Raw genomic sequence first — 13,314 nt, 5'->3', positions numbered from 1 at the left:
ACTAATGAGAAATAAATTTCAAGCTCTTTTAATGGCCACGTTGCTAACTGCAACAGCTGCTAATGCCCAGGTAAGTGATCTATACGCCACTACTTACACCTGGCCCGAAAAACCTACACTGCATAAAATGCCGGCCAATTTCAAAGATGCAAGTGCTGTATACCTGATGGATAACAGAATATTTGAATACAAGTTTGTTGATAAGAATCTCTTTCAATTTAACCATGTATATAAACTGATAAAAGTTGCTGATGATAAAGGGATTGAAATGTTCAATAAGATATATATTCTATTGTACAACAATTCTGAAATCGATAATATAAAAGCAAGAGTTATTACCTCTACAGGAAAAGTGATTGATGTTCCCGCAGGTAAAATTAAAGATGTAGAAGAAGAAGGCAGACGATATAAATTATTTGCAATGGAAGGACTGGACAAAGGATCTGAAATTGAATACAGTTATATCATTAAAAGAAACCCAAGCTTTTTTGGAAGTGAAATATTTCAATCAAAAGAAGTTCCTTACTACCAGGCAAAGGTTGAGATCGTTACCCCTAGTCACTTAAAGTTTGAAGCCAAGGGGTTCAACGGCTTTACTGTATTAAAAGATAGTACCATCGGCGAACAAAAAATCATCCCTGCCTATTCAGAAAATATTCCGGGATTGGATGATGAAAAATACGGATTAAGAGATCACCTGTTACAACGGGTAGATTACAAATTCAGTTATAACCTTAGCAGCAATGCTGATGTGGAATTGTATACCTGGAAAGAGTTTGCTAAAAAGTATTATACTAATCTAACCAGCTTTACTGATAAAGAAAAGAAAGCCGTAGCAAAATTCGTTAACGCTGCTGCAATACCCGAAACGGCTTCGGAAGAAATGACGATTAAATTATTGGAGGATTATTTTAAAACTCATATTAATGTTGACGATAAGCTGGTGAGTGAAGATGCAGATAATATTGAAAAGATCATCAAAACAAGCAACACCAATAATGACGGCAGTATTCGTTTTTTTGTAGCAATGCTTGAAAATAAGAATATCAAATATCAAGTGGTGTTCCCTTCAGTAAGAGATGAGTTACCATTGGATGAAGAACTGGAAAACTGGAATCGTGTAGATGAAACCATCTTATATTTCCCGGGCACCGGAAAATATTTACAGCCTACTTCTCCAACAATGCGTTATCCTTATATAGATGCCTATTGGGCAGGCACAAGAGGCTTGTATTTAAAAGGTACTACTATCGGCGAGATGAGAACAGCCGTTGGAAAATTCGATACTATTCCTATCATCCCTATTGAAGAACATGCACACAACATGGAAGTAAGTGCAAAAATGGATGCCACAGGTGATTCATTGATCATTGAAAGTAAACAAATATTAAAAGGTTACGGTGCTCAATCTTACCGACCACTATGGGCTTATTTGGCTAAAGACAAACAAGAAGAAGCTGTTAAAGACATTATCGGCAGCGTTGCTAAGAGTGAGAACATCACTAATATTGTTACACAAAATACCAATCTTACAGATATATGGGATAATAAACCCCTCATTATCAGTGGAACCATACATAGTGCCGATCTGTTGGAAAAAGCAGGCAATAAAATTCTCTTTAAAATTGGTGACCTGATTGGACCGCAAGAACAAATGTATCAGGAAAAACCTCGTCAGCTACCTGCAGAACTGCAATATCCGCATGTGCTGGACAGAAAACTGTCATTTGAAATACCTGCAGGTTATACCATTAAAAATTTGAAAGACCTGAACATCGATATTCAATATAAAAAAGATGATATTGTTACGATGGGCTTTACCAGCAGTTACAAATTAAACAACAATATATTAGAGGTTGATGTTAAAGAAACTTATCATGAAATCTTATATCCCATCAGCGAATTTGAAAATTTCAAAAAAGTGATCAATGCTTCTGCCGATTTTAATAAGATCGTATTGTTGCTTGAGAAGAAATAATAATTGCTTTATTATATTTTTTTTGCCGCCGATGTTACTCCATCGGCGGTTTTATTTTACCTCTTCGCCCCCCATTTTCTAAACAATTATTTTCTCGAATATTTTCGAGTAGGCTGTAGTAGAAATTCTATTAAAATATTTTACGTCCATATATCATTTACACCAAACAATACGTTATTATCGATAACGTTAAACAAGAAAATCTAAAAAAAATCTTATGAAAAAATTTCTCTCAATTATTGTATGTTCTTTTTTAATTTGCATAACCTCAATACAACTGCATGCCCAGGGCGTAGCTATCAACTCAGATAATTCAACAGCAGATGCATCTGCTGCACTTGATATAAAGGCTACAGCTAAAGGTGTACTAATTCCTCGTATGACTTTAGCCGCAAGACCTGCTTCCCCCGTAACCGGCCTCCTGATCTATCAGACAGATAATACTCCCGGATTTTATTACTATAACGGTACTGCTTGGGTTGCTATTCAGAACAGTGATAATACAAATATCACTTTGCAGGGAAATACATTTAATGGCGCCAATCAATTAGTACAACTATCTGCAGCAAGCAAATTGCCGTCGGTAGATGCATCACAACTTATCGGACTCAATGCGTCTAACTTATCTACAGGCACTGTGAATACGGCACGTTTAGGAACTGGTACTGCCAGCAATACAACCTACCTGAGAGGCGATGGCACATGGTCTACCCCATCAACAGGTAGTGGCGGAGCAACAATAGATCTTATTGCAAGTATCAATAGTTCATCTTCAACTACAAGCCTTGCCATTAGTTCAACACCTGCTGTGCCAGTGAATTTCAATAACGTCATCACCGCTCCTACTTTGACAGGAGCTTCTTGGGATGGAACAAATTACACAGTAGGTGTAACAGGCAATTATATGATCAATGTCTCGATGACGGTTACTGGCCTTTCCGCATCTGCCTGGCCATATATTTTAACCAGCACGGGTACAATAATTTATGGTGTAGGTACATTTGGTAATAACCTTACCGCCCCTGCCGGAAGAAGTATGTTAAGTACTGTGTTACCATTAGTTGCCGGCACAACTTTTAAGATAATGGTGCAAAATGGGAATAGTGCAGTAGTAGCTAGCGTTGTAACCGACGGCACTTCAAGGCTAACTGTCACTAAATTATAAGAATATTTTTTCATCATTTCTAAAAACATAATTATGAAAAAATATATTTCTTCCTTTCTGCTAATCTTATTTGCCGGAGCAGCGCAAGCCCAGTTAGCGGAAAGACCGGAATCTCCCCAAGCTGCATTTCCCGTATTAAGAATAAATGCTGGCACTTATGTGGTAGGTAGTGACAATCTGCACCTGGTACTTTATAACAATTCATTTACTAACAATGGAAATTATACTGATTCGACAGGAACTTTTGTGATCAAAGGCTTAGTGAATCAGGCCGGAACAGGCAGCACTTTGGTAAAAGATATGCTTATTAATACCTCCTCCACCCTGAATTTATCTACCTCAATAAAAACAATAGGAACAATTAGTAATAATGGTACATTCAACCCTGGCGCAAGCTCCGTAGAATATGGAGCAGATGGCGATCAGAATATCGCAGCAGGCACGTATACTACTTTGATCACTAGTGGCAGCGGTAATAAGACTTTAACAGGCAATACAAATATAACATCAACCCTTGGACTCAATGGTAATGTAAAACTTATAACTGGCAATAATCTGATCACGTTAAAAGGAACGACATCAACTATTACCGGAGCTGCTTATGGAGTGGCTTCATCCTCCTGGATAGTAACCGGTGATGGAGGGACTTCTCCATCTAGTACGGGTCTTGGCGGACTGGTGATTGAAAATATTGGCACAACCGGAAGAACTACTGCTATTACTTTTCCGGTAGGTCCTACGCCTTCTTTATATAATCCTGTACAGTTTACTAACACAGGCACAACAGATAATTTTACTGTCACGGTAAATAATCAACCCGTGCCAGGAGCTACTGTTTCATCTTCAGTCAACAGCACCTGGTTGATAAGTGAAGCTACTCCGGGAGGTACTGATGCAATCATTGGAACACAATGGGTGGCAAGTCAGGAAAATAGTTTGTTTACACGTAACAATAGCCTTGTTGCTCATAGTGATGGTACCTCTATAAATTACAGCAATAGTGTTACAAATGCCGCAGCAGGCAGCGGACCATACACGCTTTCAGGCGCCGGTTTTACTTCATTCTCTCCTTTCGGAGTGATCAATGGAGCTGTAGTATTACCTGTAAAACTTACAAATTTCACTTTACAACAACGATCAGATAATGTAATATTGAGCTGGCAGACTGCTCAGGAATTTGGTAGCGGGAATTATATTGTACAACGCAGTACAAACGGCATCAATTATGTCAATATCGGCAGTATCTCAGCTATAGCTTACAGTAACGATATACATAACTATAGTTTTACAGACATTGCCCCTGCCAACGGAAATAATTATTATCGTTTACAGATCAATGACCTGAATGGCAGATCCACCTATAGCGATATCCAAACAGCGAGGGTTACTCCTAACGTATCATTTACCATTAAAGAAAATCCTGCTACTAACGGAAAAGTACAAGTGCTGGTAAAAAGCAGCGATTTGTTCATCTTACAAAGTCTCGATGGCAAAATTTTGTTCAAAGGCAGATTGAACACAGGATTAAATACCATTAATATAAATACTATCTCCGGAGGTCTTTATTTATTAAAAAGTGGCAATCAAACAAAAAAAATCTTAGTACAATAATAGCGTGTTTGTGTTTAGTACAAGACGCAGGAGTTAATTCTCCTGCGTTTTTTATCTGGTAAATCATTATTGTCATTGACTATTAAGTTTCAACACCAGATTACTATCTTTGAAAAGACATAATCATTCATGCATATAAATCAGTAAATATGGCTATTAGAAATTTTTGGAGGCTATTCCTGAAGATGTTAGGAATCTGGATCGTTATAAGCAGTATTTCAATTGCATTAAACTATATTTCTACAATAGCTTCTTACTATAACAGCATTACTAATGGCGAAATTTTACCCGTATTATTTTTATTGATCTTTTCTGCTGGGATCCTTTTTCTTATCATACGCTATTTTCTTTTCAGGACAGAGTGGATAATAGACCGTTTTAAATTAGACAAAGGATTCAATGACGAAAAAATTGATATCGCTATTTCTAATCAAACCTTCATGGCAATAGTTATATCTGTTATAGGCGGTATCAGCTTCATAGAAGCAATCCCAAGTTTATGTAAAGCACTGTTTAATTTTTATCAGCAAGATTATGTATTCAGGCAAAGCCCGGGAACTGCTTCCATTATCTTTTATTTGGTACAAGCGGTAATAGGACTTATCCTTTTTTCCAATGGAGTATTCTTTTCAAAACTATTGATCAGGAAAACGGAAGAAGAAACTCCTGAATAAAATATCTTGAATAACAGACCGGAATATGTTTTACATTTGATAACTGCACCCCTGGGAAAACAAAGGCATCCTTCATTACTTAACTATATTTTATGATAAGGACTTATTTTTTCTTCGCATCAATATGTTTCAGTTGTTGCATACTTTCCTGTAACGCTGATCATACAGACAAAACCACAACTGCAATTTTAGATAAGCAATGGGCAAAAACATTTCTGGACAGCATTAATACAAAATTTTCTAAAGAGATTGCCGCAGGCGATTCTACAGCGTTAGCAGCTCACTATTGGCCCGATGCAGAATTAATGTTGGATTACAGTGAAGCTGTTAAAGGGCACGATATCCTTCATACATGGGGTGCTGCTATAAATATGGGGATCAAAGAAATGACCTTCGCTACTACTGACATTACAGGAAGCCCTACATTTATTATTGAAACAGGCAATTATGAAATGAAAGATGCAGAGAAAGCGCTAATCGACAGAGGCAAATATGTAGTGGTTTGGGAAAAAAGAAACGGTGAATGGAAATTATACCGTGATATTGGATGCACCAGTATGTCGCCATCAAAATAAGCCTGGCCTTCAATTCGCCTGACAGTAGAAGATCGAAGCAGAAAGTAAAATAATTATTGAAGAAAAATATAGCTTCACGGATCATTAACAAATGACCCCAAATACTGCCATATCTTTAATAGTAGCTTTTTCGCTTTAAAGATCACCATATGAAAAAAACTTTCTGGTTACTCTTGCTGTCAGTATATGCACTGCATTCCTTCGCACAAACGGAAGACCGTATCATTACAGAAATAGATACAATGCCGTTTCAAAACAGTGCACATCATTGGTATGATATTTTCGAACCACAGAACATCTTCAACCCAATACTCAACCAACCTCGTTTTGATCCTTCGGAGATAACTGCTATTGCAGACAATATTATTTTGTACCAGAAAGACAATGGCGGATGGCCTAAAAATTATGACATGCGTGCCATCTTAACCAGTGAACAAAAAAAGTTGATACGCAGTAAAAAGAATATAACTAATACAACGTTCGACAATAGTACCACCTACTCCCATGTTGATTGTCTGGCTAATGTATATAGAGCCACTAAAAATAAAAAATACAAAGCAGCTTGTTTAAAAGGATTAGATTTTATTCTCTCCGCACAATATACAAATGGCGGATGGCCCCAATATTTTCCGCTTGAAGACAATTACAGCAATTGCATCACCTATAATGATGATGTGATGACGGGAATATTATCTGTATTCAATAATATTATCAATAATGCCCCTGCCTATTCTTTTCTGGATGCAAGAAGACGTAAAAAAATAAAAATAGCTTTTGACAAAGGAATGCACTGCGTATTAGCTACACAGATAAATGACAACAACAAACTTACCGGCTGGTGTCAGCAATATGATCCTGTGACCTTAGCTCCTGCATGGGCACGAAAATTTGAACCACCAAGTATCTGTAACAGAGAGAGTGCTACATTAGTACTTTTCTTAATGACGATCAACAACCCGTCAAAAGAACTGATAGATGCTATACAGGGAGCTGTTCGATGGTTTAATGATTCTAAAATTTTATATACCCGTGTCAAAACTATTACTGCTCCAACAATAGTATATAAGGTAAGAAAAAGCAGTACTGATAAAATTGTGGTCACAGATTCTGCGGCTCCTCCTATTTGGGCACGTTATTATGAATTAAAAACAGAAAGACCTCTGTTCTGCAACAGAGATGGTAAAGTGGTATATACCTTAGCAGAGGTAGAAAGAGAAAGACGGGATGGGTATGGCTGGTATGTATATGACCCTAAACTTGTTTTGAATAAATATCCGGAATGGCAAAAAAAATATGCACCGGATAATGACGTCCTGGCTCCTCGAAGCAAAGAGATGTAGTTTTGTTCTCTGCAGCAGGGAAATTTATTGCTTGCACAACAGATTAAAAATGCACAAAAAATGCACAAATTATGTGCATAAAAACTTTATTGCTTTCTTACTACAGTCAATCAATCACTTGTATTCAAAAACAAGCTCTAGTCTTCTTTAGGGGAATAATTTTTGCTTTGAATTCTCATCGTTTTGGTGTAAACTTTACACGCTTTTTTTAAACCATTTTTTAATTTTTAAAGAAGGAGGTTATTATGAGTACGAATGAAGTTCTGAAATTGAACGACCAGATCATTGATGCATGGAACATGCATAATGACGAAAAATTCATCAACCTGTGTGATGAAAATGTTATTTGGAAAGTCAGCAGAAACAAAGAGACCTATCGAGGGAAAAAAGAAGTTAGAGCATATTTCAACAATTGGAATACAGCATTTCCAGATGTAAAACTGAAGGTAATTTCAAGAGTTATTACAGATGATGCCATCACTGTTGAATATGAAATCACCGGCAAACATGATGGCAATTTGCACTTCAGCGATGATATGCCCGAAATTCCACCAACACACAGAAAGCTTGACAGTTTTGGTTGCTATGTTGCCAAAGTAAAAAACGGAAAGGTATTTGAAACACATTTGTATCCGGATCGACTGGGATTAGTAGAACAACTTGGTCTCGAAGATCGATTAATGCACCAGCATAACTAACACCGGTTCGGTTATGCTATTAAGGCGAGACATTATTGTCCCGCCTTTTATATTATAGTTATGAAAATATTTCAGGAACAATACAGGTGACAATTTTTGGATATACTATTTATTTTGAAGAAAAATTTCCACACATGTAAAAACTTGAAATATTCAATTCTTTAGTGACTAATAGCTTTGTATATGTATGCATTACTCTTTGTACCTATTCCTCTTAAATTAACAATACTTGGCCTGCAAATTGTGATTTTGAAAAGTAATGGGAAGGCAATTAACCGACATAGAAAAAGCAGCCTTTGAAACTGTACTCAAAGAAATTGAACAGAAACACAAGAGTTTTTTTGAAGATCGTAATGATAGAGTTTCTAATCATGTTTCATATGTAATTGAAGATTATGTATGTTATATGGAATGGAATCCAACCAGTGATCTCAGCCCAAAGATTAGACATGAAATATCTAAGGCATTTCACTCCATTCACGGTTAAAAAAACAACTAATTCCGTACAGCACTGCTGGTCACCCGACCGGATGTGCCTGTTATAATACAAGCTCAATAAATTTTTACTGTACAAGTCCCGAAATAAATCCGGGATGCCGATTTAATATCGGCAAGTGCAGGACGCCTACGAAGCCAAATAGTAGTACCACTGCCGACTACATAAAAAAAATCCCACTCAGCATTTAAACTGCAACAAGTAACTTGCATACTGTAATTTTGATATATGCGTAAATCGCTTAATATACTTCGTAATTCGCTCAGACTTACTTTTCAGGAACTTAAAGTTAATAAACTACGTACGGCATTGAGTTTGACCGGCGTGGCATTTGGCATCTTCTGTATCATTGGCGTATTGGCTACCGTAGGTAGTTTAGAACGTAATATACAGGACCAGGTAAAAAGTCTGGGCAGCAACACGATATATATTGATAAATGGGAATATGGTGGTGGTGCAGACAAACCCTTCTGGAAATTCAGGGCAAGGCCTGCTATGAAATACGAAGAAGTGGCATTACTCAAAGAACGGTCGCAATTACTGAAAGATGTGGGGTACCTGATGAGATCCAGCGGCAATATATCTTACAAAGATGATGTGATACAAAATGCATCGGTATATGGTATTATAGAAGCGCAAATGACCATACAGCCACTTAGTTTTGAAATTGGCCGGTTTATTTCTCAGGCAGAATTCAATAGCGGCAGCCCGGTTGGTTTAATTGGTTTTGATAATGCCGAAAAATTATATGGTGAAGCCTCCAGATCATTAGGTAAAACATTCGAAATAAAAGGCAAAAAAGTAACCATTGTTGGTGTTATAAAAAAAGAAGGCAAAAATTTTATCGGCTGGGATTATGATAACTGTGTGATGATGCCTTATAAATTTTGTAAACAGATCATTCAGGATAATTTTGCTAACCCAGTCTTAATTGCCGCAGGTAAAGATGGTGTACCCACTGCCGCACTAAGCGACGAGCTAAAAGGTGCTATGCGCCAGATACGCAGGCTCAGCCCTACTCAGGAAGATAATTTTTCATTGAACAGTGTAGAAGCTTTTAGTGAAGCGATCACTGGTTTATTTAAAACTGTGAATATTGTTGGCGGTCTGATCGGTATCATTAGTTTAATAGTAGGTATGTTTGGAATTGCCAACATCATGTTTGTAACAGTAAAAGAGAGAACCAGTGTGATCGGCTTAAAAAAAGCCATCGGAGCCAAAAGCAGTAGCATCTTATTTGAGTTTTTAATGGAAGCAACCATCCTTTGTTTGTTAGGCGGTGTTATCGGTTTATTTTTTGTGTATATACTTTCGTTGGTCTTATCAGGCCCATTAAATTTCCCCGTCTATATCTCCATTCCCTTGCTATTTACCACGTTTATTATTTGTCTGATCGTAGGTATTGCGGCGGGTATCTTCCCCGCTTCTAGAGCAGCTAAAATGGATCCTGTGGAAGCAATAAGAAGCAAATAAAAAACTACGTTTTTTATATTTATACAACCGGCAACAGATTTTCATGGCAGCATTGTTGCGTCGCACTCTTGTACGGCATACCTTTGTGCATCTTTTATCAAATTTGTTGAATGGACATTACTATTTTAGCTATCGAATCCAGCTGCGATGAAACATCTGCATCGGTTTGCCGCAACGGCAAGATATTATCAAATTTTATTGCCAATCAAACGGTACATGAAAAATATGGTGGTGTTGTACCGGAATTAGCCAGCAGGGCTCATTTACAAAATATTGTACCTGTGGTTGATGCTGCATTAAAAACTGCCAACTGCAACTTAGAATCAATTGATGCCATAGCGTTTACACAAGCTCCCGGCTTGATCGGCTCTTTGCTGGTAGGAACACAGTTCGCCAAATCATTGGCATTGGCATTAGATAAACCGTTGATTGCTGTACACCATATGCAGGCACATGTAATTGCCAATTTAATTGCTGAAGAGAGACCTGCATTCCCATTTCTGTGCCTCACTGTAAGTGGCGGGCATACACAGATCGTTTTTTGTGAGTCTCCGGTAAAAATGAAAGTGATCGGCGAAACGATTGACGATGCCGCAGGAGAAGCCTTTGATAAAACAGCCAAATTATTAGGCCTACCCTACCCCGGTGGCCCTTTAATAGATAAATACGCTGCTAACGGAAATGCACAACGTTTTAAATTTCCGGAGCCACAGATACCTGGATTAAATTTCAGTTTCAGTGGATTAAAAACATCTATTTTATATTTTTTACAAAATGCCGGCACAACCAATGTATACAAAGAAGAGTTTAAAGTAACTGAAGAAGAAAGAAAAAAATTCATTGAAGAAAACCTGCCGGATATCTGTGCCAGCGTACAGGATAGGATCATCAGTATCTTACTGAATAAAGTAAAAAAAGCAGCAAAGGAAACAGGTGTAAAAGATGTATGCATTGCCGGTGGTGTTAGTGCTAACAGTGGTTTGCGTAAGGCTTTAAAAGAAACTGGCGTAAAGATGGGCTGGCGTACTTTCATTCCTTCATTCGAATATTGCACCGATAATGCAGCGATGATAGCCATCACCGCCTATTATAAATACATGGAAAACGATTTTGCTGATCTGAGTGTTTCTCCGAGTGCAAGAGCGGAATGGTGATACCCGTTTAAGGGTTTATATCGTTTAATGTTGTGAGCAGTTTTAAGACAAATGAACTGCTGTCATTAAACAGTCTAAACCAGTAAACGATTTAACCGTTAAACTATTAAACGCAGTGTCTAACAATTATTTCCAATTCAAACAATTCACCATCCATCAGGATAAATGTGCCATGAAAGTGTGTACGGATGCTTGTTTATTCGGGGGATATATTGCAGACAGGATCTCGAAAAAAGAAGTTCAACCGGGAAGTAGTCTGGATATTGGATCTGGCACTGGTTTATTAAGCATACTGCTGGCACAAAAGTGCAACACCACTATTGATGCTATTGAAATAGATCAGGACGCTTACCAGCAGGCAAAAGAAAATTTCACCAATACACCCTGGTGTAATCGTTTACAGATACACTGTACAGATGCATTACAATTTCAAGCAGAAAAGAAATACGATTTTATTTTCTCCAACCCTCCTTTTTTCGGCAATGATCTAAGGTCCGATAATCAACAAATAAATGCGGCCAAACATGATACAACGCTAACGTTGGATCAACTCATACAAATCGTTGATATCAATTTATCCTCGGAAGGATCATTTGCCATCCTGCTACCCTATCATCGTTCGGAATATTTTATCGGCCAGGCAAAAAAAACAGGCTTTCATTTACAGGAAAAAATATCTGTACAGCAAACGCCATCACATGACTTCTTCAGAAGTATGTTATTCTTTTCAAGAAGTGAGCGAGAATTTATATCTGCAGAATTATCTATAAAGAACAGCAACAACGAGTACACAGAAAATTTTGTTGAACTATTAAAAGATTATTACCTCTATTTATAACCCTCCATATTCTTTCATGTACAGATATGTTGTAGTTATTTGCCCCTTTTTAACCAATGTAGCTTTATCAATGATTGCGCTGCCTCCTTTGATCAGATCTTCCAGCACAAATTTTATCAGTTGCTCACCAAAATATCGACTGGCATCTCTGGGTAATTCATTTGGTAAATTTCCAACAGCCATCACATCTATTGAAGACTTTAAATAAGGCGCCGTTTTTTTATGAGTAATTCTATCTACCCCATACACAGGGTCTGTAATACTTTGATCTCCTAAATTAATTGGAACAGAACCATTCAGGTCATCTGTAATATCTGCAATGGTTTCAATTGAAAAAGAATCGTCAATATCATTTACCTCAAACAAACGAGGAGCATGTTCACTCCAGTAAACACCATTCATTAAAATATCTGTACATCTTGTATAAGGCAAAAATCTGCTGCGATACATTTCAGGATACTGATGAAAGTCATTCCTGCCATACGTTTTAGATTCTCTATGTGTATATAGGTCTGCCCCCTTCAACAATACATACACCGGGTAAGTAAATTTCTTCTCCAGGTATTCGTCCGGCTCCACCTCTGTGACCCCCATTAAATTCATCACTTCCACTACACCATGCGCAACTCTTCCACTACCGGTTACAGCCACTTTGACATTCGGTAATCTTACTCCAAAATAAGTATGTATCAACTGACGATAATCTTTACTTTCAAACACTCTGCCCAGCTTGAAATAACCGGTACGATTTCCGTAAGCCATCATGCCATTATGAGCGCCTACCACGCCGGCAAAAAAACCAAAACCAATGATACGCTGTCCATCATCATGTTCAAGACATTCGTAATCTATTAAAGTTATTTTTTTATTGATGATCGTTTTAAATAGCTGTTGATTATTGGGCTGTAATTTTTTTGTATGTGAAAAGAAAAGGTAGGTCTTATCTGCGATCAATTGTTCAACAGGCACTTCTTTAATACCTAATAAAATATCACAATCCGACACATCCTGTAGCAATGAAATACCAGCTCTTTCATATTCTTTATTGGTAAAACATCTGTGATCGCATTGCTGTACTATTATTTTCACATGCGGAAAGTGCTGCTGTATCCATTTACACTGTGCAGGGGTAAGTGCAACCCGATTATCTGCAGGTATTTTTCCTTCTTTTATTAAACCAATGGTAAGCATCAATTGTAATTTACGGAATTTAACAGAAATACGAATGATAAGGATTAAAACAGATTTTAACGGAAATATCTGAGTTTATCCATAACAATCTCTGTCATCTGTGTTCGATCATTCAAGTATA

11 protein-coding genes are annotated in these 13,314 nt (G+C 37.4%); 10 read left to right on the top strand and 1 reads right to left on the bottom strand.

All coding sequences use genetic code 11. From position 1 onward, the window contains the following. Positions 1 to 4 precede the first annotated feature (4 nt). The 10 genes from LK994_RS10375 to LK994_RS10330 all read left to right on the top strand — a co-directional run bounded on the left by LK994_RS10375 (position 5) and on the right by LK994_RS10330 (position 12,002). Positions 5 to 1,978, top strand: coding sequence for a DUF3857 domain-containing protein (locus tag LK994_RS10375; protein WP_229760009.1), 1,974 nt, complete (start codon positions 5 to 7; stop codon positions 1,976 to 1,978). Between the two features lie 217 nt (positions 1,979 to 2,195). After that, positions 2,196 to 3,143 carry a hypothetical protein gene (locus tag LK994_RS10370; protein WP_229760008.1) on the top strand — a complete coding sequence of 316 codons (948 nt, stop codon included), beginning with the start codon at positions 2,196 to 2,198 and terminating at the stop codon, positions 3,141 to 3,143. Positions 3,144 to 3,176: 33 nt separating this feature from the next. Then, positions 3,177 to 4,754 (top strand): hypothetical protein, encoded by a 1,578-nt coding sequence (locus tag LK994_RS10365; protein WP_229760007.1) that lies wholly within the window; start codon positions 3,177 to 3,179, stop codon positions 4,752 to 4,754. A gap of 149 nt (positions 4,755 to 4,903) precedes the next feature. Then, the gene (locus LK994_RS10360) at positions 4,904 to 5,428 is read left to right on the top strand and encodes a hypothetical protein (RefSeq protein ID WP_229760006.1); all 525 of its coding nucleotides are present in this window, start codon (positions 4,904 to 4,906) and stop codon (positions 5,426 to 5,428) included. Positions 5,429 to 5,520: 92 nt separating this feature from the next. Then, on the top strand, positions 5,521 to 6,003 hold the full coding sequence (locus LK994_RS10355; RefSeq protein ID WP_229760005.1) for a YybH family protein: 483 nt from the start codon (positions 5,521 to 5,523) through the stop codon (positions 6,001 to 6,003). Between the two features lie 149 nt (positions 6,004 to 6,152). After that, the gene (gene pelA, locus LK994_RS10350; RefSeq protein ID WP_229760004.1) at positions 6,153 to 7,343 is read left to right on the top strand and encodes a pectate lyase; all 1,191 of its coding nucleotides are present in this window, start codon (positions 6,153 to 6,155) and stop codon (positions 7,341 to 7,343) included. 245 nt (positions 7,344 to 7,588) lie between these two features. Continuing rightward, entirely contained in the window at positions 7,589 to 8,041 is a 453-nt protein-coding gene (locus LK994_RS10345) for an ester cyclase (protein ID WP_229760003.1), read from the top strand. Positions 8,042 to 8,765: 724 nt separating this feature from the next. Next, on the top strand, positions 8,766 to 10,010 hold the full coding sequence (locus LK994_RS10340) for an ABC transporter permease (RefSeq protein WP_229760002.1): 1,245 nt from the start codon (positions 8,766 to 8,768) through the stop codon (positions 10,008 to 10,010). Between the two features lie 110 nt (positions 10,011 to 10,120). Further along, a complete protein-coding gene (gene tsaD / locus LK994_RS10335) occupies positions 10,121 to 11,164 on the top strand; it encodes a tRNA (adenosine(37)-N6)-threonylcarbamoyltransferase complex transferase subunit TsaD (protein ID WP_229760001.1) in 1,044 nt (347 codons plus the stop codon). A gap of 115 nt (positions 11,165 to 11,279) precedes the next feature. Beyond that, complete coding sequence (locus LK994_RS10330; RefSeq protein ID WP_229760000.1) at positions 11,280 to 12,002, top strand: tRNA1(Val) (adenine(37)-N6)-methyltransferase; 723 nt, start codon at positions 11,280 to 11,282, stop codon at positions 12,000 to 12,002. Here the strand turns inward: LK994_RS10330 and LK994_RS10325 are convergent. Further along, positions 11,997 to 13,193 (bottom strand): NAD(P)-dependent oxidoreductase, encoded by a 1,197-nt coding sequence (locus tag LK994_RS10325; protein WP_229759999.1) that lies wholly within the window; start codon positions 13,191 to 13,193, stop codon positions 11,997 to 11,999. The two genes, LK994_RS10330 and LK994_RS10325, sit on opposite strands and share 6 nt — an antisense overlap. Between the last annotated feature and the right edge of the window lie 121 nt (positions 13,194 to 13,314).

This window comes from Ferruginibacter lapsinanis, from assembly GCF_020783315.1.
In the GTDB taxonomy this organism is placed as follows: Bacteria; Bacteroidota; Bacteroidia; order Chitinophagales; family Chitinophagaceae; genus Ferruginibacter; species Ferruginibacter lapsinanis.
The sequence above is the reverse complement of the archived record's forward strand: the minus strand, read 5'-3'. Positions and strand labels throughout refer to the sequence as shown.